The sequence below is a fragment of the Lacticaseibacillus parakribbianus genome, assembly GCF_025490915.1.
GTDB classification, from domain to species: domain Bacteria; phylum Bacillota; class Bacilli; order Lactobacillales; family Lactobacillaceae; genus Lacticaseibacillus; species Lacticaseibacillus parakribbianus.
Genome location: NZ_JANQBA010000004.1, coordinates 198,169 through 222,227 on the forward strand (window position 1 = coordinate 198,169; position 24,059 = coordinate 222,227).

The 24,059-nt window shown below is 63.9% G+C and carries 20 protein-coding genes and 2 tRNA genes; 6 read left to right on the forward strand and 16 right to left on the reverse strand.

All coding sequences use genetic code 11. From position 1 onward, the window contains the following. Position 1 precedes the first annotated feature (1 nt). From NUH19_RS05475 to yjbM, 5 genes are all read right to left on the reverse strand, one after another. Entirely contained in the window at positions 2–823 is an 822-nt protein-coding gene (locus tag NUH19_RS05475) for an undecaprenyl-diphosphate phosphatase (RefSeq protein ID WP_262315545.1), read from the reverse strand. Between the two features lie 175 nt (positions 824–998). Continuing rightward, entirely contained in the window at positions 999–1,868 is an 870-nt protein-coding gene (locus NUH19_RS05480; RefSeq protein ID WP_262315546.1) for a DegV family protein, read from the reverse strand. Beyond that, on the reverse strand, positions 1,849–2,772 hold the full coding sequence (locus tag NUH19_RS05485; RefSeq protein WP_262315547.1) for an RluA family pseudouridine synthase: 924 nt from the start codon (positions 2,770–2,772) through the stop codon (positions 1,849–1,851). Before NUH19_RS05485 ends, NUH19_RS05480 begins: the two co-directional genes overlap by 20 nt. Next, on the reverse strand, positions 2,769–3,572 hold the full coding sequence (locus tag NUH19_RS05490) for an NAD kinase (RefSeq protein WP_262315548.1): 804 nt from the start codon (positions 3,570–3,572) through the stop codon (positions 2,769–2,771). Before NUH19_RS05490 ends, NUH19_RS05485 begins: the two co-directional genes overlap by 4 nt. Further along, the gene (gene yjbM, locus NUH19_RS05495; protein ID WP_262315549.1) at positions 3,573–4,235 is read right to left on the reverse strand and encodes a GTP diphosphokinase; all 663 of its coding nucleotides are present in this window, start codon (positions 4,233–4,235) and stop codon (positions 3,573–3,575) included. A gap of 88 nt (positions 4,236–4,323) precedes the next feature. Here yjbM and NUH19_RS05500 point away from each other — a divergent pair, with 88 nt between their 5' ends. Continuing rightward, positions 4,324–4,881 (forward strand): CYTH domain-containing protein, encoded by a 558-nt coding sequence (locus NUH19_RS05500; RefSeq protein ID WP_262315550.1) that lies wholly within the window; start codon positions 4,324–4,326, stop codon positions 4,879–4,881. A 76-nt stretch (positions 4,882–4,957) separates the two neighbouring features. Further along, positions 4,958–5,566, forward strand: coding sequence for a DsbA family protein (locus tag NUH19_RS05505; protein WP_262315551.1), 609 nt, complete (start codon positions 4,958–4,960; stop codon positions 5,564–5,566). Here NUH19_RS05505 and NUH19_RS05510 read toward each other — a convergent pair. The 3 genes from NUH19_RS05510 to NUH19_RS05520 all read right to left on the reverse strand — a co-directional run bounded on the left by NUH19_RS05510 (position 5,563) and on the right by NUH19_RS05520 (position 8,554). Then, positions 5,563–6,645, reverse strand: coding sequence for a competence protein CoiA (locus tag NUH19_RS05510; RefSeq protein WP_262315552.1), 1,083 nt, complete (start codon positions 6,643–6,645; stop codon positions 5,563–5,565). The genes NUH19_RS05505 and NUH19_RS05510 overlap by 4 nt on opposite strands. A 290-nt stretch (positions 6,646–6,935) precedes the next feature. Beyond that, complete coding sequence (locus tag NUH19_RS05515; RefSeq protein ID WP_262315553.1) at positions 6,936–8,279, reverse strand: PFL family protein; 1,344 nt, start codon at positions 8,277–8,279, stop codon at positions 6,936–6,938. An 8-nt stretch (positions 8,280–8,287) separates the two neighbouring features. After that, a complete protein-coding gene (locus tag NUH19_RS05520) occupies positions 8,288–8,554 on the reverse strand; it encodes an ACT domain-containing protein (protein WP_262315554.1) in 267 nt (88 codons plus the stop codon). Positions 8,555–9,281: 727 nt separating this feature from the next. Between NUH19_RS05520 and rsgA the strand changes: the two genes are divergently transcribed. The 3 genes from rsgA (at position 9,282) to NUH19_RS05535 (ending at position 13,565) form a co-directional block, all read left to right on the forward strand. Beyond that, positions 9,282–10,292, forward strand: a complete 1,011-nt coding sequence (gene rsgA, locus NUH19_RS05525) for a ribosome small subunit-dependent GTPase A (protein ID WP_262315555.1) — start codon at positions 9,282–9,284, stop codon at positions 10,290–10,292. Then, positions 10,289–11,992, forward strand: coding sequence for an ABC transporter ATP-binding protein (locus NUH19_RS05530; RefSeq protein ID WP_262315556.1), 1,704 nt, complete (start codon positions 10,289–10,291; stop codon positions 11,990–11,992). Before rsgA ends, NUH19_RS05530 begins: the two co-directional genes overlap by 4 nt. Positions 11,993–12,221: 229 nt before the next feature. Further along, complete coding sequence (locus NUH19_RS05535; RefSeq protein ID WP_262315557.1) at positions 12,222–13,565, forward strand: metallophosphoesterase; 1,344 nt, start codon at positions 12,222–12,224, stop codon at positions 13,563–13,565. A gap of 160 nt (positions 13,566–13,725) precedes the next feature. On the opposite strand, the gene NUH19_RS05540 is transcribed toward NUH19_RS05535, so the two are convergent. The 6 genes from NUH19_RS05540 to NUH19_RS05565 all read right to left on the reverse strand — a co-directional run bounded on the left by NUH19_RS05540 (position 13,726) and on the right by NUH19_RS05565 (position 20,399). Next, complete coding sequence (locus NUH19_RS05540) at positions 13,726–14,298, reverse strand: PepSY domain-containing protein (RefSeq protein WP_262315558.1); 573 nt, start codon at positions 14,296–14,298, stop codon at positions 13,726–13,728. A gap of 75 nt (positions 14,299–14,373) precedes the next feature. Then, complete coding sequence (locus NUH19_RS05545) at positions 14,374–16,170, reverse strand: ABC transporter ATP-binding protein (RefSeq protein ID WP_262315559.1); 1,797 nt, start codon at positions 16,168–16,170, stop codon at positions 14,374–14,376. After that, a complete protein-coding gene (locus NUH19_RS05550; protein ID WP_262315560.1) occupies positions 16,148–17,878 on the reverse strand; it encodes an ABC transporter ATP-binding protein in 1,731 nt (576 codons plus the stop codon). The genes NUH19_RS05545 and NUH19_RS05550 overlap by 23 nt, the downstream gene beginning before the upstream one ends. Before the next feature lie 189 nt (positions 17,879–18,067). Continuing rightward, positions 18,068–19,909, reverse strand: a complete 1,842-nt coding sequence (locus NUH19_RS05555; RefSeq protein ID WP_262315561.1) for a KxYKxGKxW signal peptide domain-containing protein — start codon at positions 19,907–19,909, stop codon at positions 18,068–18,070. 181 nt (positions 19,910–20,090) lie between these two features. Beyond that, a tRNA-Leu gene (locus NUH19_RS05560) sits at positions 20,091–20,174 on the reverse strand. Positions 20,175–20,315: 141 nt separating this feature from the next. Next, a tRNA-Leu gene (locus NUH19_RS05565) sits at positions 20,316–20,399 on the reverse strand. Positions 20,400–20,527: 128 nt separating this feature from the next. Here NUH19_RS05565 and NUH19_RS05570 point away from each other — a divergent pair. After that, positions 20,528–21,358: an NAD(P)H-hydrate dehydratase gene (locus NUH19_RS05570; protein ID WP_262315562.1), complete on the forward strand. Its 831-nt coding sequence runs from the start codon at positions 20,528–20,530 to the stop codon at positions 21,356–21,358. 96 nt (positions 21,359–21,454) lie between these two features. Here NUH19_RS05570 and NUH19_RS05575 read toward each other — a convergent pair whose 3' ends face one another. Further along, entirely contained in the window at positions 21,455–22,171 is a 717-nt protein-coding gene (locus NUH19_RS05575; protein WP_262315563.1) for a pseudouridine synthase, read from the reverse strand. A gap of 4 nt (positions 22,172–22,175) precedes the next feature. Then, positions 22,176–23,813: a putative polysaccharide biosynthesis protein gene (locus tag NUH19_RS05580; RefSeq protein WP_262315564.1), complete on the reverse strand. Its 1,638-nt coding sequence runs from the start codon at positions 23,811–23,813 to the stop codon at positions 22,176–22,178. Positions 23,814–24,059: the final 246 nt, after the last annotated feature.

A 24,059-nucleotide genomic window follows, 5' to 3' on the forward strand; every position in this document is an offset into this window, starting at 1 on the left:
ATTAAACCAGCAGCAACGCGAACACCACCACGCCCAGCGCGATGCGGTACCACCCGAACGGCTTGAAGTCGTGGGTCTTGACGAAGCGCAGCAGCCACTTGATCGACACCACCGCCACCAGGAACGACACGACCATCCCGGTCAAAAGAATCGCCCACTGATCGCCGGTGAAGCTGTTGCCGTTCATCAGGAACTTACCGATTTTGAGGATCGACACGCCGACCATGGTCGGAATCGCCAGGTAAAACGAGAACTCCGTGGCGGCGACGCGGCTGGTACCCAAGATGATGGCCCCGAGAATCGTGGCACCGGAGCGGCTAGTGCCCGGCACAATCGACAGCGCCTGGAACAGCCCGATGAACAGGGCCGTCTGGAAGCTGATGTCGGCCACGGTCGCGATGCGCGGCGCCCGGTCGCGGAAGGCGTTTTCGATGATGATGAACAAGACCCCGTAGACGATCAAGGTGGTGGCGACCACCACCGGCGTGTGCAGGTGCTCATCCATCCAGTCGTTGAGCGGCAGGCCGATGACGACGGATGGCAGCACCGCCACGATCACCTTGGCCCACAAAAGCCAGATGCTGTTGCGCTCGGGCTTGGGCTTGCGCCAGTCCAGCGGGTTGAGCTTGTTGAAGTACAGCAGAATCACCGCCAGGATGGCGCCGAACTGGATGACGTACTCGAACATCGCCATGAAGTCCTTGCTTTGGTTGATCGTCACCACCTGGCTGACCAGGTCAATGTGGCCCGTCGAGCTGATCGGCAGGAACTCGGTGAGCCCCTCCACGATGCCGATGACGATGGCCTTCAAAATGTCTAGCATTGCTTCCTCCTCTAATCTCCAATGCTTCCAGTATACAGGCTCAGCCGCCGGCCGCCACCGGTTTGCAAAAACTTATGGGAAATTTTCGCGGCCGGGGCGGTATTTCCCGGGAAATATCACCCCGGCCAAAAGAGACCAGCCTCGCGCAACGCGGGGCTGGTCTCTTGAGTCACGGCTATTGGCGGTCTTTGGCCCCCATCACGAAGGCGGCGACGCACCCAAAGCCGGTGTGGCTGGCGATGGTCAAGCCGATCGGGCCGACCTGAATGTTGGCGGTCGGGGCCTGGGCCAAAATGCGGTCCTTCACGAAGTTGGCCGCGTCCCAATCGCCGCTGGTGGCGATCAACAGCGGCTGCGTCGGGTCGCTCGGCAAGGCGGCCAGCAGGTGGTCGGCCAGCGCCTGCAGCGACTTTTTGCGCGAGTGGATTTTGCCGACCATCCGCAGGTGACCGGCCGGGTCGACGTCCAAAAGCGGCTTGATGTTCAAGAGCGTCCCCAGGGTCGCGGCGGTGCGAGACACCCGGCCGCCGTGGTACAGGTAGTCCAGCGAATCCACGGTGAACCAAGACTGCAGGCGCAGCGCGTTAGCGTCGAACCAAGCGGTCAGCTCGGCCAACGTCGCCCCGCTATCGCGCAGCCGAATCGCCTCCAGCACCATGCGGCCCTCGCCGGCGCTGGCCCCCAGCGTATCGACAATCGCGATGGTCGCATCCGGGAACTCCTCGAGCAACAGCTCACGAGCCTGCCGGGCGCTGTTCAGCGAGCCGGACAACCCGCTTGAAAAGCCGATGTACGCAATCGGCGTCCCGGCCGCGACGTAGGGCCGAAAGAAGGCGGCGTACTCGGCGATGTTAATCTGCGCCGTGGTCGGCATCACGCCGCTTTTGATCTGGGCGTAAAAGTCCTCGAGCTCGTAAGTCGCGCCCATGTCGTCGGTCAGCTCTTGCTCGCCCACGGTGAAGTGAAACGATACAATGCCCACTTGTTTCTCTTTCAGGGTGGCCAGCGGCAAGTCGCAGGCTGAATCAGTCAATAATTGGTACATCTTCCCACTTCCTCATTCCTAGCTTGTCGCCTAAGGATACCATATCCGAAGGCAGTGCGGCAGTTAAGTGCAACTTTGTGTGCAGCACCGGGTGCCACAGGTCCAAGGTGGCGCAGTGCAGCGCCTGGCGGCCGATCAGCGCTTGGCTGCCGCCGTACAGGTCATCGCCGAACAGCGGATACCCGATTGCGGCAAAATGGACCCGAATCTGGTGCGTCCGGCCGGTGTGAAGCGTCACCAGCACCTGGCTGCCCTGGCCGCTTCGCGCAAGCAGGCGGTACTCGGTCACCGAGGGCTTGCCCCCCAGCACCACGCCGCGCTTCATGTAGAATTCCTGGGTGCGGCCGAGCGGCAGCACCAGCCAGCCGTGCGGCGCAAGCGCCGCTGCCCCTTGCACGAAGGCCAGGTAGCGCTTGACCAAATCCCTTGAGTGCAGCTGGCGGTCCAGCAGGCTGTGAACGAAGCCGTGCTTGGCGAACAGCATCAACCCGCTGGTGTCGCGGTCCAACCGGGTGACGACGTGAATGGCGGTGCTTTCCGCCCCGCTGGTCGCCAGGTACGCCTTGACGAAGTTGGCCATACTGTCGTTGCCCTTGGCCGCGTCCGGAATCGAGGCGACGCCGGCCGGCTTGTTCACCACCAGCAGGTAGGGGTCCTCGTAGACGATGTCAAGCGGTCCAAGCGTCGGAACGACGGTGTCGACCGGCACTTCCGGCGCCAGCTGCACCAGCACGACATCGCCCGGTCGCAGCCGAAAGTCGGTGGTGCGTTGCCGGTGGTTGACGAAGACGTAGCCCTTGCGGTACTTCATCCGCTTGAGCTGGATGCTGGACAGCCCCTGCGCCTTCAAGAAGCTGCCAAGGCGTACTCGCGCCGCACCGGTGTAGGTCCACTTGAACCTCACGGCTGCTTCTTGGCGCCGATGAAGGCGTCCTCCACCCGGTCCCAAAAGTGCATGTGCCGGTACCTGGCGAAGTGAATCCGCTCGTCGGCGATGCGAAAGCGGATCTCGGTCACCAGCTGCGGCGTGATCGTGAACTGGTCGATGGTCATCAGGTAGTCTTGAAAGGGTTCGGGCCGCAGCACCACCCACTCGTCCGGCGCCAAAATCAACGGCGCCGCTAGCGTCCGAAACACTCGGTTGTTGATCGAGGCGATCTCGGTCACCTGCATCGCGTCCAGCCGCGGGTGGATCACCGCCCCACCGTTACTCTTGGAGTAGGCGGTCGACCCGGTCGGCGTGGCGACGCACAGGCCGTCGCCGCGGAAGCTTTCAAAGAAGTTCTCCTTGATGTAGACGTCGGTTCGCATGGTGCCGCCCGTGCGTTTGAGCGTCGCCTCGTTGAGCGCCAGGTAGTGCGAGGTGGTGCCGTCCTCGTAGTCGGCCAAGACGTCGAGCAACGGGTAGGACACGCTTTCGCCCGAGTCGTTCTTCAAGGCCTCCACCAGCTCTTCCAGCTCGTAATCGCGCCAGTCGGTGTAAAAGCCGAGGTGCCCCGTGTGGACCCCGATGAACCGCACCGTGGCCAGCGCGTTGGCGTAGCGGTGAAAGGCAGACAAAAGCGTCCCGTCGCCGCCGATGGTGATCACGACGTCGGGATGGTCATCGGCCAGGGTGAAGCCGGCCGCCGCCAGCAGCGTTTTGAGCTTAGTTTCGGCCTGGCGCGTCTGGGCGCCGGAGTTGGCCACAATCGCAATGCGCATCTAATCATCCTTCTTGTCTGACGCGTGGTACGGCGGCAGGCTTTGGCCCTTGCCGTAGGAGAACAACTGCTGAGCCTCCTGAATTTCCTCGCGAATCTCGGACATCTCGGTGTCCAGCATGAACGAGGCCTCGGCCGCGCGTTTGAGCCGCTCCTTGAGCGCCGTCGGGAACTCGCCTTGGTACTTGTAGTTCAGGCTGTGCTCGATGGTGGCCCAGAAGTTCATCGACATCGTGCGGATCTGAATCTCGGCCAACAGCTTCTTTTCGCCATGCACCAGCTGGACCGGATATTCAATCACCATGTGGTAGCTGCGGTAGCCTGAGGGCTTGACGTTGGTGACGTAATCGCGCTCCTCCACCACGTCCATGTCCTTGCGCTGGTGAATCAGCTCGACCACTTCGTAAATGTCCTCGACGAACTGGCACTGAATGCGCAGCCCGGCGATGTCTTGCATGTCCGACTCCAGCAGGTCATCGGTGATGTAGCGCCGCGACTGTTTTTCGATAATCGAATCCACCGGCTTCACCCGACCGGTCACGATTTCGATCGGCGAGTGGGTGCTGGCCTGAAGGAACTGCATCCGCATTCCGCGGAACTTGAGCTTCAGTTCCTTGACGGCTTGCTGATACGGCATTAAAAAAGTGTCCCAGTCTCGTTGCATGCGATGGCCTCCCCTGATTTCTCATCTATTCTACCATATCTCCCCCACAATTAGGGTCAGGCTGTATACTGGAGGCGGAGGTGAGACCATGCATTCAACCGAACAGGAGCTCAAGGCGCTACTGACCCCGGACCAGGCCGCGGCGATTCAGGCCGCCTTCGCCTTTGAGGCGCCCTTCACCCAGACCAACCTGTATTTCGACACGCCAGACGCGACACTGGCCGCTCGCCACCTCGGCCTGCGGGTGCGGCGCTTTGCCGACCGCGCCGAGCAGACGCTCAAGGTGCCGGCCGGGCCCGACCGGCGGCTGACGGAGATCACCGACCCGCTCCCCCAAGCCAGCGGTCTTACCGCCGGCGGGGCGGTCGAGGCGGCCCTGGCGGCGCAGGGCATCGCCTGGGCGACGCTGGTGGAGGTGGCGACGGCGACCACCACGCGGCGGCTGAGCCGGCAGGCGGCAGGTTTGCTCACGCTCGACCAAACATGCTATCCTAATCAAACACAGGATTTTGAACTCGAACTTGAGGTGCAAAATTTCGCTGTGGGTAAAAATTTTTTTATGATGCTGCGCCAGCGTTTTGGCCTATCAGACCGCGGTTTAACCAACAAAATCACCCGCGCTCTGCAAAACAACAAAAAGTTGTGAACGTAAAATTTGTTGTTTTGTAAAAATCTGGTAAAGTTAATGTAAATAATACCTTTACAATTTTGGAGGAAACGCAATGCTCGAACTCTTCTTGTTCGTGAATCCGATCAATCGCCGCTGCCGCCAAGCCGAAACCGCCGTCACCCAGCTTCAACGTGATTTGCCCGGTAAGGTCACCGTCCACTTCGTTCCGATTGTCACCATTCAGGTCATCGACCAGTTCATGCGCGAGACCCAGCTGAACCACCGCAACCTCGCATTGCGCAACCACCTGTTCAACGTCGCCTACCAGCTATCTCTGGACTACAAGGCCGCCCAGTTCCAGGGCAACAAAAAGGCCCGGGCCTTCCTGATGGCGGCCCAGGGCATGTTGGATCACGATCCGCACCACTACGACCCGGCGTTCGCCTTGGCCCAGGCCGAGCAGGTCGGACTCAACCTCGAGGCCCTGGCCGCCGACCGCGCCCAGGAGGCGATGCGCCAGTGTCTGGCCTCCGACCACGCGATTGCCCAGGAAATGGGCGTGACCGCGGCGCCGACCGCCGTGGTGTTCAACGTCGCTTCCACCCGCACGACCGGGCTGCGCCTCGAGTCGCTCGCCTCCTACCAGGCGCTGCGCCAGGCCTGCGCCAGGCTGATGCTCGATCCCACCTACGGCCACCCGCGGCGCAAACGGGTGCGTTAGGCGCGGCCATTCCGCGGCCGGGCGGTCGGCGCCGGCTCTCGGCCGACCGCCGCGAGCTTCGCCTCAAGCGTGGGGTACCACGCCGGCGGCTGGCGCCACTGCCACCCGGTGGCGGTCGACTGCCAGGCACCGCTGGCCGTCAGCACCCGGTGCCACTGCGCCGCCACCGCCGCCAACAACGCCCCTGCAGACACCAGTGGGGTGCGATCAGCCGCAAAGCGCTGCCAAAAGGCCGCCTCTGCGGCTTTTTTGATGTCCGGCGCCGCGTCGAAGGTCAATAGCCACCAGGCTCGCAGCTGCCACTCCGGCAGCGGCAGTCCGATTAGGCCGGTCGGCGCCGCGTGAACCAGCCACGGGACCCCGGCCAGGTTGCGGTGCTGCGTTGCACTGGCCGCCTGAAGCGCCATCGCCTTGGGCTCGCGGTGGCGCAGCGCCGTGGCCACCCCAAGCGCCGCCTTGGTGGGCAGCGGCCCGGTCGCCTGCCGGAAGCGGCGGCTTGCGGTGGGGCGGTACCACGTCACTAAAAGCCCCTGCGCCAGCTGCCACAGCACTAGCCGATCGGCGCGAACGTCCAGGAACCACAGGTGCCAGCCGTGGCGCCTGGACCAGGCCAAAAACTTGGCCTGAAGCGCCTTGGGCTGCCGCGCGAAGTACCGCTTACCCATGATCCACACCACCGGGACGCCCAGCCGGCGGTAGCCTTCGGAACGCTCGGCGAGTCGCTCCAGGCTGATGGGGCTGCACTGAAACTCCAGCGCCAGCGCCCGCCCCGCCTGCTGCCACACCACATCGGCGCGTTGGCGAACCTGCGGGTAGTACTGCTCCAACACCGGCTTGAAGCCACGCCTTTGCCCGTAGGCCATCAGCCAGAGCTTGCCGGCCAGGTGTTCGGCGCTTTCCGGCTCGCTGGCGGCGCAAGGCGGCCCCAGGTGGTAAAAATGCGCCGGCATCACCCGGCCGTTGCGAATCCCCACCGGCCGGCGACAGGCCGGGCAGACAAAGTCACCAACCAGCGCCTTGGCCTGCTCGTGGTCACGCAGGGTCACCGGGCGCTGGCCCGCATCAAGGGCGACAAACATGGCATCACCTCCACCCAAACATTACGCCGTGGCGGCGCTGATTCCCTCACCGGTCTGGCTTGGATTCGGCCCCCACCCGGGCCGCCGGTCAAAACCGCGCCGCGCTCTGGACTCGTCGAGCTGCGCCGCGCAACGCGGGAGCGGCCTGCTGCGCCGTGACCCGTGAGACCAAGTGCGGGTTCCAAGGGTCACGGCTGGGCTACCCGTCCCGCTAAATTCGCGCTTCTGCGCTCTGGACACAAAAAAACCGGCCGCCGCGAGGCAACCGGTTACTTGATTTTGACCACTGGTCAGTTCTTGAAGCTGTGAATCGGCGCCGGAATGCGGCCGCCGCGGTTGATGAACACCGAAGCGTCGCCGGTGTTGACCGGCATGATCGGGGCCACCCCGAACAGGCCGCCGAACTCGATGCTGTCACCCACGCCCTTGCCCGGCACGGGAATCACCCGCACCGCGGTCGTCTTGTTGTTGATCATGCCGATGGCGGCCTCGTCGGCGATCATGCCGCTGATGGTGGTCGCCGGCGTGTCGCCCGGCACCGCGACCATGTCCAGGCCGACGGAGCAGACGGCGGTCATCGCCTCGAGCTTCTCCAGCGTGATCTGGCCGGCCTGGGCCGGCCTGATCATGTTGGCGTCCTCGGACACCGGAATGAAGGCGCCGGACAGCCCCCCGACGCGTTCGGCGGCCATGATGCCGCCTTTTTTGACCGCGTCGTTCAACAGCGCCAGGGCCGCGGTGGTGCCGGGGGTGCCGACGTGACTCAGGCCCAGCGTCTCGAGAATCTCGGCCACGGAATCGCCGGCGGCCGGCGTCGGCGCCAGGGACAAGTCGACGATGTTGAACGGCACGTTCAGGCGGCTGGCGGCGATTTTACCGACGAACTGGCCCATCCGCGAGACCTTGAAGGCAGTTTGCTTGATCAGCTCGCAGATTTCGCCAAAACTGGCCGCCGGCTTGCCGGCAATCGCGCGTTGCACGACGCCCGGGCCCGAGACGCCAGTGTTGATCGCGACGTCGCCTTCGGACACACCCCAAAAGGCCCCGGCCATGAACGGGTTATCCTCGACCGCGTTGGCAAAAATCACCAGCTTCATCGCGTTTTCCGCGCGAATCGCCGCGACCTGCTTGACCACTTCGCCCATCGTCTTGATGGCGTCCATGTTCAGCCCGGACCGCGTCGAGCCGACGTTGACCGAGGCGCAAACGCGGTCGGTGGCGGCCAGGACGGCCGGAATCGCCTGCATCAGCGCCCAGTCGGCCTTGGTGCAGCCATTTTGCACCGTGGCGGTGAAGCCGCCGATCAAGTCGACGTCGACCGCCTTGGCCGCGTCGTCCAGCGCCTTGGCCAAAAGCCCGAAGTCGGGAGCGGGGTCGGCCCCGGCCAGCATCGCGACCGGGGTGACGGCGATGCGCTTGTTGACGATCGGAATGCCGTACTCGTTTTCGATGGCGTTGGCCACCGGCACCAGGTCGGCGGCCACGCGAACGATTTTGGCGTAAACCTTCTCGGTGGTGGTAGCCATGTCGCCGGTCACGCAGTCGAGCAGCGAGATGCCCATGGTGATGGTGCGAATGTCCAGGTTCTCCTCGCGAATCATCTGGATGGTCTCTTGAATCTGCTGAGTTTCCATGGGCCCTCCTACAGCTTGTGCATCGCGTCAAAAATTTCCTGACGCGCGATGCGTATCTCGACGTCGATGCTGTCACCGAGTTCCTGCAGATCGGCCTTCACGGCGATGAAGTCGGCCGCATCCGGCAGCGAAGCGAGCAGCATCATGGTGAAGGCCCCTTGCATGATGGTCTGGGAGACGTCCAAAAGGTTGATGTGTTGCGCGGCCAGGCGGGTGGTGACCGCGGCCACGATGCCCACCTTATCCGTGCCAATCACGGTGATGATCACTTGCATAAGATCCCTGCTTTCGTCATGTTTGGGCCTATTTTACCATACCCTTTTCCAAAAAAGGCTTGCATTCTGCGGCAGGGCCGGTTATTCTAGGCCACAGTGAACCGAAGCAATCGGCTCCAAGAAGGAGGACCATTTCGCATGCCAGAAGTTAACGTTGTATCGGTCAAAATTCGCCGCTTGGCGGATGCGAATTTGGGTCCCTTCCTGGCGCCCACCACGTCTCGCCCCTGACCGGGCGCCACGCCAACGCGTGGCCCGGCCTGGGTCAGTGAGTCGTCATTTCGCCATCCAACAAGCGGGCAACCGCTTGTTTTTTTGTGTCCAGAGCGGCGCGGTGCGTCCTTAGCGGGGCGGCTAGCCTAGCGTTGGTGCTTGTGACCCGGGCTTGGCCACAAGCACTGACGCGTAGCTAGACGCTCCCGCGCTGCACCGCGGAGCTCGACGTCCAGAGCGGCGCAAGGCGCAGTTAGCGGGACGCATAGCGCTGGCCTGGTACTTGGGGCCTGGGCCTGGCCCCGAGCGCCGGGCCAAGCTATGCGCTCCCGCGTTGCCTTGCGGAGCTCGACGTCCAGAGCGGCGCGGTGCGTCCTTAGCGGGACGCGTTCGCGTTGCCGGCTGGCGCTCGCCGCCTCGCCGCCCTGGCCACTGTCGACATGCAAACACCGCTAGCCTGCCCAGGTGGCAGCCGGTGCGTCGATCGTCACCCCAGATGGAGGAATTTATTCAATTGACTGCAACCGCAATCGTTTTATTTCAGTCTCAAGATCACTACCGCGTCAGCCTTGACGGCCGGGAATGGCCGGCCACGCTGCGCGGTCGCCTGCGCTACGAACTCAGCCAGCGCCACACCGCTTTGATGGTGGGCGACCGGGTGACCGGTGACGTTAGCGCAGACGGCTTCGTCATTTCGGCGCTGGTGCCTCGCACCACGTTGTTGACCCGGGATTCCGGCAGCTACACCGACCAGGTCCAAGGCATCGCCGCCAACCTGACGCACGTCGTGATCGTCACGTCGGCCAACCACGACTTCAACTTGAATCGCCTGCGCCGCTTCCACGGCATCGCCCAGGCCAGCGACGCCGAACCGGTGTTTTTGATCAGTAAAACCGACCTGGTCACCGAATCCGAGCTGGCGGCGCTTCAGGCCAGGCTGGCCGCCACCTTCCCCAACAGCCTGCAGCTGAGCATCAACCGCGACGCCGACCCGCAAGTCGCCCTGGCGCCACTTTTGACCCCCACCGCCGTTTTGGCCTTCGTCGGCTCCAGCGGTGTCGGCAAGTCGACGCTGTTGGCCAACCTGCTGGCGATTCGGCTCAAAACCCTGACCATTCGCGAGGACGACAGCCACGGTCGCCACGCGACCACCGCCAGGCAGGCGTTCGTGCTGCCGGCCGGTACCGTGGTGATCGACACCCCGGGGATGCGGGCGATTGGCGTCGAGCAGGCCGGGCGCGGCCTGGCCGCCCAGTTCGAGGCGATCACCACGCTGGCCGCTTCGTGCAAGTTCCGCGACTGCCACCACCAAAGCGAGCCGGGCTGCGCCGTTTTGCAGGCGCTGGCGGCCGGCGAGCTGGATCCCGCCGAGTTTGCGGCGTATCGGGCCTTTGAGGCGGCGATGCAAAAGGCGCCGACCAAGGCCCAACGCACCGCGGCCAAGCAGCAAAGCAAGCTGATCAAGCAGGTCAAACACCGTAAGGACCTGGACCGCGGCGCCGGCCGCAAGGGCGGCCGCCGATGACGGGCCTCGGTGCGTTTTTGCGGCGCGAGTGGCGCCTGAGCCTAAGGGCCACCGCCTGGGTCGTGGCCAGCGCCGCCTTGAACGTCTTGTACACGGTGACCTCGGGCAATGCGCTGACCCAGCTGTCGCACCGCAACGCGAGCGGCTTCCTGCAAGCCCTCGGGCTGACGCTTTTGGTGCTGGGCGGGTTTGCTTGGCAGCGCTACGCAACCACGGTCACCCAGGCTCAGGTCAACGAGCAGGTCGCAACGGACGTGCGGCAGGGCATCGCCGGCCGGCTGGCGGCGACCACGCCGGCGGTTTTTCACCGCCACGGGGTGCCGACCTACCTGTCTTGGCTGACCAACGACGTCTCCACCATTCAGGAATACGGGCTGGAAAACTTCTGGCTGGCGCTGTGGCAGGTGCTGACGGTGGTGATGGCCACGGTCACGCTTTGGCGCTACCACTACAGCCTAGCCCTGGCCGCGCTGGTCCTGACCGGCCTGATGCTGGTGGCGCCGCGGCCGCTGACACCGGCGATGAACCGCACCAACCTGGCGACCACCGAGGCCAATTCGGCCTTGACCACCGCCTTGACCGACCGCCTGAACGGCTTCGACCAGCTCGCGCTGCTCAACCGCAGCGAACAGCTGACCACCGCCGCCACCCAGCAGTCCCAGTATTTGCGAAAGGCGCGAGTGGCCTACGCCCGGGCGACCGGGCGGCTGTTCGCCGTCACTAACGGTGCCAGCTTCCTGTGTCAGCTGGCGATTCTGGCGCTGACCGGCTGGCTATTTCTAAGCCACCGCGTTCCGCTCGGGACCTTCGTCACCGCCGAGACGCTTTCGGGGTCGCTGTTTTCCAGCCTGACCGGCCTGGCCGCTAACGTCGCCGAAATCAAAACGGTCGCGCCGATTCTGGCCAAGTTCACCGCGGTGCCGGTGCCACCGCGGCCGACCGCCCCGCTGGCCGGGCCGCTGCAACACGCCTTGTGCCTGACCAACATCCACTACACCTACCCCGACGCCGCCACGCCGGTGCTGGCCGGCGTTAGCTACCGCTTTGCGGCCGGTGGTCACTACGCGATTGTCGGCGAAAGCGGCAGCGGCAAGTCGACGCTGCTGGCCGTTTTGGCCGGATTGATCGAACCGCAAGCCGGCCGCTACACCTTCGACGACCAAGACGTCGCCACCGTCGCCCCGGCCGCCTTGCGGGCGCAAATCGCCCTGGTCACCCAGCAGCCCGTGCTGTTCAACCTGACCCTCAGGGAGAACCTGACGCTGGGCCAACCGGTCGCGGCGGCCGCGCTGGCCAAGGCGATGCAAGACACCGGCCTGGACCGGGTGGTCGCCACCTTGCCCAAGGGGCTGGAGACGCGCCTGGACCTCGCCGGGGCCAACCTGTCCGGCGGCCAAAAGCAGCGAATCGCGCTGACGCGAGCCCTTTTGTCCGACCGGCCGATCCTGCTGTTGGACGAGGCGCTGGCCAATCTCGATCCCGCAAGCACCCGGCAGGTCGAAGCGGCGCTGTTGGCCCTGCCGAACCGAACCGAGATTTGGGTGACGCACCACCTGAGCCCGCAGACGGCGGCCCTGATGTCCAGCGTGATCACCGTCGGGAAGCCGCGCGGTGATGCGGCCACCCCACCAGGTGGCGAAGCGTCCGGCCGGCGCAACGAGTCACCCGCCGCCGGGCCAATCGCCGAACCGCTCGTCTGACCCGCCGCGGTCGCTGCCGTCCAGGCAACCCAGGCCGCTCGCACGACGCGGCCGCCACCGAACCGAGCGGGGGTGCAGGCACGAGGCGGCCCCAGAACGCCCGGCGCCGCCGCAGCGAACGCGGTATAATGAAGGTGGCCCTTGTGGCCGGATCACTACAATATTTTGTGGCTAACGGTGGTTTTATCCCCAGTATCCACAACATCTTGTGGATAAGTGAGGAACTGCTATGAAACGTTTGTTGACCACCCTGGCGGCCCTGCTCGGCCTGGCCGCCATTGCCTGGGGCCTGGTCGCCCTGGCGCCGCGGCCCCCGCGGCCCGTGCCGGCCCTGACGGCAAGCGCCACGCCGCGGCTGTGGGTGATGTCCGATACCCACTTCATCGCCCCGAGCCTTCACGACGGCAAGGCGGCCTTCACGGCCATCAAGCAAAGCGCCGCCGGCAAGGACCTGGACTACCAGCCCGTTGCCTTACGCGCCTTCGTTCACCAGGCGCTGGCGGCCAAGCCCACCGCGGTGATCATCACCGGCGACGTCACCTTCAACGGCGAGCTGATCTCCGCCAAGTCGCTGGTTCGCCGCTTCGCCAAGCTGACGCAGGCCGGCATCCCCCTGCTGGTGATTCCCGGCAACCACGACATTTACGACGGTTGGGCCAGGCAGTACCGCGGCAAGCGGCAGCTCAAAACGGCGCAGATCGGCCCCGACGACTGGCGCGACGTTTTCAAGGCCAGCTACGCCCACGCCCAAACCGTTGACCCCGACTCGCTCAGCTACACGGTCTTGCTCAACCACGACTACGAGCTCTTGATGTTGGACTCCAACATCTACCCGATTCAGCCCTCGGCGACCAACCCCAACACCGGCGGCGAGCTGAGCCCCAAGACGCTGGCCTGGCTGCGCCGCCAGCTCGCCGCCGCCAAAAAGGCCGGCCGGACCCCGCTGGTGTTCATGCACCACAACCTGTACGTTCACAACCAGGTGGTGCATCACGGCTACGTGCTGAACAACACCGACCAGCTGCAAAAACTGCTGACGCGCTACCAAGTACCGGTGCTTTTCTCCGGGCACATCCACGCCCAAGACATCGCCCAAGACCCCGCCGGCCGCTGCACCACCACCGAGATCGTCAGCGGTAGCTTCTCCGTCACGCCGGGCGGCTACGGCGTGGTGTCGCTCAGCCCGACCAAGCTGCGCTACCAGCGCCGCACCGTCGACCTGACGCCGGTTTTGACGAAGACCGAGCGGCAAAACCCCGACCTGCTTCACTACCAGCGCTACTTGCGTCACCTGTTCGCCGGCAACGGCGAGCGGCTGGCGGTCGAAAGCCTCTACCAGCGCAAGGACATCACGGACAAGCAGCTCGTGGCCGCCGCGAACTTTATCGGCGAGCTGAACCGCCGCTTTTTTGCCGGCGAGGACAGTCCAACAGCAAGCGAGCTGGCCAAGCTGCATCAAAGCCTCGGGTACCGCGTGGCCGTGAAGGTCCCCCGGCTGCGCCAGTACATTCAATCCGTGATTCAAGACCACAACCTCAACGACTTGGACTACTCCCGCACCATCACGCGCTGACCCGCGGGTTCGGCGTGGTCCCCAAGACACAACAAAGGCGCCACCGGCTACAATGCCGATGGCGCCTTTCTTTGTCTGGTGCGGTGCTACCGTGCGACCCGGGCCGCGAGCACCGCGGCGCTAAGCCCGGTCCAACCGCGCCGCAGCGCAGCCGGGGGCCTCAGTCGGCCACCTTGGTTTTGAGAATCTCGCCGCCGTAAGCGTCGATGGTGACCACGGTGACCTTCTTGTCGGCCTTGACGGAGACGTTCCACACGGTGCTGCCGTCGTCTTTTTCAAGCTTCCACTCGAAGGCGTCGCCGTTGCCGATCTGGTTTTCGGCCAGCTCGGTCACGGCGGTCAGGCTTTGGAGCCCGGAGCGGGAGAAGCCATCCGATTCCTTCTTGGCCCCGTCGGCATCCTTGGCGTCCAGCAACTCCCGATGCTTACCCGAGACCTTGCCGGTTTTGGCGTTGATGGTCAGCTCGTAATCGTGGGTGTCATCCACGCCGTCGACCTTGTAGTGGTAGCCGGATTCGGCCTGCTCCAGGTCGATGCCGGTGACCACGGCCTTGGGATGCGCCTCAAGAAACGTGGTCCAGGCCTTTTGCAGCGGCACCTTGACGTACTTGTGCAGCGTCTTGGTGCCGGTTTCCTGCACGATGGGGGCGCTGGTCGGCGTCTGACTTTGTTTTTGGCAGCCCGCCAGGCCCAAGCCGGCCACGGCAAGCAACAGCAATCCCAGTTTTTTCATGTTCGGCCCTCGATTCTCTTCGATAGGTCAAGTGTACCAGACTGAGGGCGGCTGCGGGGCGTTATTTTAACATTGTCACGCCGGGTCGAACTGGCTGTTGTACAAATCGGCGTAGGCGCCGCCACGCGCCAGCAGCGCCGAATGGGTGCCCGACTCCACCACGCGGCCGTCTTGGATCACCAGAATCTGGGTGGCGTGGCGAATCGTCGAGAGGCGATGGGCGATGACGAAGCTGGTTTTGCCCCGCATCAGGGCGGTCATCGCGTGTTGCACCGCGGCCTCGGTGTTGGAGTCGATCGCCGCGGTGGCCTCGTCGAGCACCAGCACCGGGGCCTTGGTGATGAAGGCACGGGCGATGCTCAAAAGCTGGCGCTGCCCCTGCGAAATGCCGCTGGCGTTCTCCGCCAGCACCGTGTCGTACCCCTGCGGTAGCTGGGTGATGAACACATGCGCGTTGGCGGCGATGGCCGCCTGCTTGACCTCCTCATCCGTGGCACCTGGGCGGCCCAGCCGAATGTTCTCGCGAATGGTCTGCTGGAACATGAAGGGCTCCTGTTGCACCACCGTGATCAGGCGGCGCAGGTCGCGGCGCCGCATGGTCGTCACGTCGGTCCCGTCGAGCAGCACCCGCCCGTGCTGCAGCGGGTACAGGTTGGTCAGCAGGTTCATGATGGTGGTTTTCCCCGCCCCGGTCGGCCCGACCAGCGCAATCACATCCCCGGCATGGGCGGTTAGGTTGACGTCTTTGAGAATCGGGCGCGTGTCGTAGGCAAAATCGACGTGCTCAAACCGCACCGAACCGGTCGCCCCTGGCGTGGCCGGGGCGTCTGGCAGGTCCCGTTCCGGGGGCTCATCGATCAGCTCAAAGACCCGCTCGGCGCTGGCCAACGACAGCTGCAGCGTGTTGATCAGATCCAGCACGTTGTTGATCGGCCCGGTGAAGTTGCGCAGGTAAATCAGGAAGGTGAAAATCACCCCGACGGTCACGGTGTGGCTGCCGTTGAGGATCGACACCGCCCCGGCCGCCGTGATCAGCAGGTAGGCCAGGTTGTTGGTCATGTTATTGAATGGCCCCATCGCGCTGGAGAAGGCCTGGGCGATGAAGGCCGCACGGGTGTATTGCGCGTTGGTCTGCGCGAACTGGTCCAGCGTCTGCTGGGTGTGGTCGAACAGCTGCACCACGGCCTTGCCCGACACGCTTTCTTCAATCTGCGTGTTCAACGCCCCCAGGGCCTGCTGCTGGGTGGTGAAGGCGGATTGGGTCACCTTGGCGACGGCGCGGGAGAAGGTGTAGGTCGCGAGCGTGGCCAAAAGCGCAATCGCGGTCAAAAGCGGCGACAGAATCAGCATCGCCGCCCCCATGCCGACCACCGCGATCACCCCGGTGAACAGCTGCACGAACGTCTGCATCAGGGCCGTGTTGATGTTGTCGACGTCGTTGGTCAGCCGGCTCATGATGTCGCCGGTGTCGTGGGTGTCGAAGTAGCGCATCGGCAGCCGCTGCAGGTTGGCGAAGACGTCCTGGCGAATGCGAGCGGCGGTTTGCTGAGCGGCCTTGATGGTCAGCGTGTTTTGAAAATAAGTGCAGACGCTGGCGACCAGGTACATCGCCGCCAGCAAGCCACAGACCACCAAAAGCGCCTGCAGCTTGTTGTGGGCGATGTAGCGGTCGACCACGATGCCGTTGACGCGGTTGCCGACGATCGTGCTGAGGGTAGTGAACACCGTCAGCACGAACACGACGGCCAGCGCCTTGCGGTAGGTGCCGAGGTACCCACCGATGCGCCGAATGGTGGCGCCGACGTTGTGCAGCGTCACCTTCTGGCGGTGCGGGTTGCGCGGCCCTCGCCTAGTCATCATCTGCATGAGCATCCCCTCCTAACTGAGTGGCCACCAGCCGCGCGTAAAACGGCGAGCGGTGCAGCAACTGCGCGTGGGTGCCGGCGGCGGTGATTCGCCCGTCTTCCATCACCAGAATTTGGGCGGCGTGTTGAATGTTGGCGACGCGCTGCGAGATGATCACCGTCGTGCGGTTGGCCCGTTCCGCAGCCAGGCGCTTTTGGATCCGGGCGTTGGTCACCTGATCGACGGCGCTGGTCGCATCGTCCAAGACCAGGATCGGCGCATCCGGCACCACCGCCCGGGCGATGTTCAGGCGCTGGCGCTGGCCGCCCGAGAAGTTCTTGCCGGTTTGCGCGACCGGCCGGTCCAAGGCGTCCGGCAGCGGCGCCAAAAAGTCCGTCGCGCTGGCCACCGCGACGCTTTGACTCAGCCGCTCATCGCCGGCCGTCGCGGCGCCGTAAGTCAGGTTCGACCGCACGGTGCCGGAAAACAGCAGCGAATCCTGCGTCGCCACGCTGACTTGGTGATGCACCGTGGCCAGGCTGAGTTGGCGAATGTCTCGGCCGCCGATGGTGATGGTGCCGGTGTAATCGTCGAAGGCCCGGGTCAGCAGGTTGATCAGGCTGGTTTTGCCGCTGCCGGTGGTGCCGATGATGCCCAGCCACTGGCCGGCGGGAACCGTGAAGCTGATGTCTTGCAGAATCGGGGTGGCCGCCGCGTAGCCGAAGGTGACGTGGTCAAACGCGATGGTCGCAGTCGCCGGCGCCGGCGCCGGCACCGCGACCGGTTGCGGCGCCGCTTCCTCGGCCAGCACCGCCTGGACGCGGCCGGCGGAGGTGATGGCCCGAGAGAAGGCGGTGATGATGTTGACCGTGCCGATCATGGCCGTCGTGATCTGAATCATGTAATTGACAAAGGCGATGATCTGGCCGGTCGCAAGCCGCGAACTGATGGCCAGGCTGCCGCCATACGCCAGCGCCACCACCACCCCGAGGTTCAATACCAGCTGAATCACCGGCGCCAGCGTCACCGTCGCCATCGCGGCGGTTTGGCTGGCGTTGGTCAAGGTGCGGTTGGCCGCGGTGAACTGCGTCAGCTGATGGGGCTCCAGCACGTAGGCCTTGATGGTTTTGGCCCCCTGCAGGTTCTCGCGCATCACGCGGTTCATCCCGTCGACCTGCTTTTGCATCGCCAGGTACTTGGGCAAGCTGCGCCGCACCACCACCGCCATGAAAATCACCAGCGCCGGCAACACGACGAACAGAATCGGCGCCAGGGCCGGGCTGACCAGCACCGACATCACGATGCCGCCGATCATCAGCATCGGTGACCGTACCATGCCGCGGGTGATCATCATCACCAGGTTTTGCATCTGGGTCACATCGTTGGTGATGCGCGTGATCAAGGTGGCCGGCGAAAGCCCCCCGGCCTTGCGACTGTTCAGGGCCACCGCGAGCATGTCGGCCCGAAGCGCCTGGCCCATCGCAAGCGACGCGAAGCTGCCAAGAAATCCGCACCCGGCGCCGCACACCAACCCCAGCACCGCAAACAGCGCCATCAGGCTGGCCTGATGCACGACGAAGGCCATGTCGCCCTTGGCCAGGCCCGAGTCGATGATGGTGGCCATCAGAGTCGGCTGCTGTAGGTCGCAAAACACCTCCCCCAGCATCACCAGCGGTGCCAAAAAGAAGCTGACCCGCGCCCGGCCGTGCGTGTGTTGCATCACAATCTGAAACATGCGATTCCTCCTTTCGTATCACCGCGCTGTTTGCGCCATCAAAAAACGTCACGATTCCCTTGGCCTAGTATGGACTAAGGATCCGTGACGCCTATTCTGTATCAGATACCGATTAGTTTAACGCGCAAGTGGTCGGCTGGCAAGTTTTTGCACCGCCGCTGGCTGACAGGCCGCGGCGGCTGGCGGTGCCTACAGACCACGCACCTTGAGCTCGGCCTTGGCACCGGCGTCGCCTTGCGCGGCCAGGGCCTGAAGTTGACTGTACGTCATGCGGCTGTAGTCCTTGGCCGGTGTCTGGGGCGCCTGCTGGACCTCAATTTGCGCGGTTTGGGCGTTGCGGATGTCCAGCTCGTGTTGGGCCCCTGTGTCGCCGGCCTTCGCCTTGGCCTGCAGCTCGCTGTAGCTCATCGCGCTGTACGGCTTGGCTGGGGTTTCGTACAGGTAGTCCAACGCATGCGCCTGCGCATCGCGCTTGGCGATTTCGGCCTTCGCCCCGGCGTCATCGCCAAGGGCCTTGAGCTCGTTGTAGCTCATTGCGCTGTACGGCTTGGCCGGGGTTTCGTACAGGTAATCCAACGCATGCGCCTGCGCATCGCGCTTGGCAATCTCGGCCTTCGCCCCGGCGTCATCGCCAAGGGCCTTCAGCTCATTGTAGCTCATCATGCTGTAGGCCTTGGTCGGGGTCGGGTGCTGGGCGGCGATGGCCGCGCTTTGAGCGTCACGCTTGGCCAGCTCCTTGGCGGCGTTCGCATCGCCGTTGGCGGCCACCAACGCCTGAAGCTTGCTGTAGCTCAGAAGCTGGTAGTCGGCCTTGCTGTAAGTCTTGGCCACGGCCGCCGGCTGGTTAGCACGGCGGGTCAGCTCACGGGCGGCGTAATCGTTGCCGGCGCCAGCCAAAGCGGTCAACCGTGCCTTGCTCATGTCGTGGTAGCTGGTCGTCACGCTGTCGCCGTACGCCTCGGCCTTGACGGCGTTAGCATCGCGAATCGCCAGTTCCGCCTTGGCACCTGCGTCACCAGCCGTTGCCAGTTGGGAGAGCTTGCTGTAGCCCATGGTGCTGTAAGCCACTGGCACGTCGGCAATGTAATACGCCATTTCCTTGGCGCTGTTGGCGTCGCGCTTAGCCAACTCCTTGGTCGCCTGCGCCGCAACATCCTGGACCGTGCTTTGGGCCAGGGCCTGAAGCTTGGTGTAACCCATGGTGCTGTAGGCCACCGGTACGGTCACAATGTAGTGCGCCATTTCCTTGGCACTGTTGGCATCGCGCTTGGCCAGTTCTTTAATCGCCCTGGCATCTTTAGCATTGGCCAAAAAGGTCAACTGCGCGTAGCCCAGCATCGAATACTCAACTTGCTTGGGCTGATCCCAGGCCGTCGCCTTCGCACTGTTGGCATTGCGCTTGTTCAGCTCGACCAAGGCCGCTTTGTCGTGCTTGGCTGCCTCGACCAAGGCGTTGTAGCCCAGCAGACTGTAATTCTTGGCCGGAGCCGGCACCACGTCGGTGAGCTTGGTGGTGTTGCCGTCGCGCCGCGCCTTTTCGGCGATGGCGGCGGCGTCACCTTTTGCGGCGGCCGCCGCGACGATGGTGTAGCTGGCGTTGGCGTAGGTGGTCGCCTTAACCTGTGTCGCACCCGCAACCGGTGTCGAAGTGCTTTGGCCCGTCCGCACCGCCAGCTCCTTTTGCGCCGCCGCATTCCCGGTGGCGGCCGCCGCCTTCAGCTCGTTGAAGCTCATGAGGCGAACATCCTTCGTAGCGGTCACGGTTTGCGCTGCGGCGCGTTCGACGATGCCGGTGTCACTGGTGTGGCCGATTTTGGCGGCCGCCGGGTGCAGCGTCACGGTTTGCTGCTTGTTCGCCGCAGAGGTTTTTTGCGCCCCAACACGAGCCGCAATCGAGCCACTGTTCAACCGGCCGGGTGCCGCCTGGCTGCCCAGCGCCTGCACGCCGAATAGCGTGGCAGCGGCGATCCCCGCTGCCAGCCACACCTTGTGCGACTTGTAGAGTTTCTTGGCGCCCTGTTGCTTTGTCATAAAAAATCCTCCCCAAATTCGTGCTTCCCATTCACACGTTGCGTCCTTGCGTCCCTAGCAACCGCAAATACGGTTATTAGAATACGATAAGATTGTATGCCTTATCGTTACAAAAGTCTATTCTTAACCTTGGACACAAAAAAACACGCTGATTCCTCAGCGTGTCACTCGTTACTGCCAATGCCGCAAACAGGAGTCGAACCTGCACATGGATAACCATACAGCGACCTGAACACTGCGCGTCTGCCAATTCCGCCATTGCGGCAACAACAGAAATTAGTATATCAAGAATGCAGGGGTTTGCCAACCCATTTTTGCGCCGGTTTGCAAATAAAGTCCGCGCCGCGCGATCCGCCGGGTACAAAAAAACACGTCAATCTCTCGACGTGTCACTCGTTATTGCCAATGCCGCAAACAGGAGTCGAACCTGCACATGGATAACCATACAGCGACCTGAACACTGCGCGTCTGCCAATTCCGCCATTGCGGCAACAACAGATATTATAATAGCAAATCCCCCGCGGTTTGCCAAGCCCCTGGCGCGATTTTTGCGCGGCGGGACGCACTTTTTTCACACGCACCGCGCCAGGTGGGGTAAACTGTTGGCGAGGTGATTGTATGGAAGCTCTGACTTCAACCTGCGTGACGCAGGTCATCCAACCGCGCCTGACGGACAGCCACAAGGGGCAGTTCGGCCGGGTGCTGATCATCGGCGGCAACGAACACTTCGGCGGCGCCGCCATCATGGCCGCAAGCGCGGCCGTCTACGCCGGGGCCGGCCTGACCACCGTGGCCACTAACCCGTGCAACCATACGGCGCTTCACGCCCGGCTGCCCGAGGCGATGGTGCTGCCGTACGACGGCGCCAGGTTGCGCCACACCGTGCCCGAGGCCGACGTCGTGGTGATTGGCCCGGGGCTTGGCACCAACGAATCCGCGCTGCAGATTTTGCAGGTCAGCCTGGCCAACCTGACGCCGACGCAGGTGCTAATCCTGGACGGCTCGGCCCTCACGCTGATCGCCACGCACCACCTGCGCATCGACCACGACCGCACCGTCTGGACCCCGCACCAGATGGAGTGGCAGCGCCTGTCCGGCCTGGCCATTGCGGATCAGACCCCTGGGGCCAACGCGCAGGCCGCGGCCAAGCTGCCCGGCATCGTGGTGGTCAAGAGCCACCGCACCCAGATTCACGCGCCGACCAAGAGCTTCGTCAGCACCATCGGCACCCCGGCGCAAGCTACCGGCGGCTCCGGCGATGTTTTGTCCGGCATCCTAGCCGCCTTCATCGGCCAGTTCGGCTTCACCGCCGCCACCATTAACGCGGCGGTGTTCACCCACAGCGCCGTGGCGGAGCGGCTGGCGGCCAGCCAGTACGTCGCCCTGCCGACGCGCGTAATCGAGGCGCTGCCGGCCTACATGGCCCAGGCCGCAAGCGGCCTTCTTTGACCGGCTTCACCGCCGCAGTCACGGCGAGCCGTCTTCGCCCCCCAAAAATCGGCCCCCTGCAAAAAATGTGCAGGGGGCCGATTTTTTGGATGTGGTTCAGCGCTTGGGCACCAGCGCCTTGAGGCCGGCGAGCTCGGCCGCGGTCAGCGAGCGGTACCGCCCCGCCGAAAGATTGCCCGGCAGGGTCAGCGGTCCCATCGCGATGCGGTGCAGCGCCACGACCTCGTTACCGACGGCCAAAAACATCCGCTTGACCTGGTGGTACTTGCCCTCGCCGATGGTGAGCTCAACCTGCCGGTCCGCCGTGTCTGGCACCACGGTCAAAGTCGCCGGCCGGCTGGTGAAGTCCTTGAAGGCGATGCCGGTTTCGATTGGGCCGCGCTGCGCCGCCGTCAGCGGCCGCGCCAGGGTCGCCCGGTAGGTTTTGGGGACGTGCTTGCCCGGGGCCAGCAGGTTGTGGCCCAAGGTGCCGTCGTTGGTCAAAAGCAACAGTCCGGTGGTGTCCTTATCCAGCCGGCCGACCGGGTAGAGCCCGGGCCGCATGTCCGTGTCGGCAATCAGGTCCATCACGGTGCGGTCCCTGGCGTCGCGGTTGGCGGTCACCACCCCGGCCGGCTTGTTCAGCAGGTAATACACGGCGAGGTCTTGGGTCAGGGCCGTCCCGTCGAGGGCCACCACGGCGCCTTCGGGAACGTCGAAGCCCGGGTCGCGCTGCAGCTGGTCGTCAACGGTCACCCGCGCCGCCTTGATGATGCGCCGAACCTCCTTGCGGGTGCCGTACTGAAGGTTGCTGAGAAATCTGTCTAATCGCATGCGCTCACCCGATGTGCAGCTTCTGGCGAATGCTGCCGATGCGCCGGCCGATGATCAGGTCAGCCAGGCGCGTTTTGAGCACCGCGTAGGCGTAGATGGCCACGCCGATCGGCAGCGCCACCACCAGCATCAGCATGCTTTGCATCCCGCTGGCCGGGTTCAGCACCTGTGACATCAACCACACCAACACCCGTACAACCACGGCCATCACCACGGCAAAGGCGGTGATGCCGACCAGCCGCCGCAAGGTCTGCCGCGCCTTGAAGTGGTACAAGTCGCGCAGCTGCCACAACATCAGCGCGATGGAGGCCGCCATGCCGAGCATCGTCGCCAAGGTCGGGCCGTACACGTTGAACAACACGATCAAAGGCCACTGGAAAATGAACTTGACGGCCACGCCGACCACCATGATTTTCATTGCCAGGCGGTTGTGGAACAGCCCCTGCAGCACCGAGGCCAGCACGGTGAAAAGGCCGAAGAACACCGCCAGAAACGACGACAGCTCCATCACGGAAATGCCCAACTTGTCGTAGCCGAAGAACACGACGTAAAGCGGCTGCGACACCGCGGCCATCCCCAAGGCGCTGGGAATCATCACGATGAAGAATAGCTGCAAGATGTTGGTGATGTTGTCGGCGATTTCGCGGCCGACCCCGCGCGTTTTGGCCGCGGCCAGAAGCGGCAGCGCCGTCGAGGCCATCGCCACCGCCAGCGACACGACGATCATAATCAGCTTGTTGGCGTTGCCGGCAAACAACGCGTAAAGCTCGCCCAGCGCGTGTTTGGAGACAATGTAGTGCGTCAGCATCATCGGGTCGAAGGTGTACTGATCAATGATGTAATACAGGTTGGTCGCCGCCCCCATCACGATGAACGGGAAGGCCTGCTGGGCGATTTCAAGCAAAATGCGCTTGGTCGAGATGTGAACGTTGCCGCTGCTCGAGGCAGCGAGCTCGGCGAAGCGCCCCCGCTGGTGGAAGAAGTAGCCGATCAACAGCAGCAGCCCGAACACCGCCCCGACGAACGCGGCGAAGGTGGACTGCGCCACGGCATCGACGTAATTGTGATTGCCGATCACCATGATGGTGTAGGTCATCAGGAGCATGTAGATGACCCGCGCAACCTGCTCGATGAACTGGCTCAAGGCGCTTGGCGCCATTTCGTTGTAACCCTGGAAGAACCCGCGCATCACCGACAAAAGCGGAATCAAGAGCAGCGGCCACGCCAGGGTGCGAAAGACCTGCGTCAAGGCCGCGTCGCGCAGCGCCAGCACCGGTGCCAGCACCCACAGCAGCCCACAGGCCACAACCCCCATGATCGACATCGCCACGGCGCCGTGATAGAACAGTCGCATCCCCGTTTTGTACTCGTTCATCGCGTTGTAGCGGGCAATCTGCTTGGAAATCGCCCCTGGCACCCCGGCGGTCGACACGATCAAGAAGATGTTGTAGATCTGGTAGCCCTTGGTGAACAGGCTGTTGGCCGTCAGGTAGGCGGCCCCCAGCCAGATGCGCCAGGGGATGATGTAGATGGCGCCCAGCACCCGTGACAAAATGCTGCCGGCGGTCATCCAGGCCGATCCGCGCAGCATCAGTTCCTTGGCACTGCGCTGCGGCCGCGCCGCCACTTTCTGCTTATCCATACACTGCTCCCATCAAAAGACATATACACCCATTCTAACCACCCGCCTGCGTGCTTTCAAACCGATTCGTTGGCCTTATTATTTCTTTACGTTGTTGAGCGGCGACCGCCAACGAGCTGCTCCCCCGGCGGCCGGCGCCGGCGCCAGCAAAAAGGCCCTGCCGCGGCAGGACCTTTCTGATTCCGGTTCGGCACCGGCAAACCGCCACACGATGCGGCGGCGCAGTGTTGAACCGGCTGAATTTTG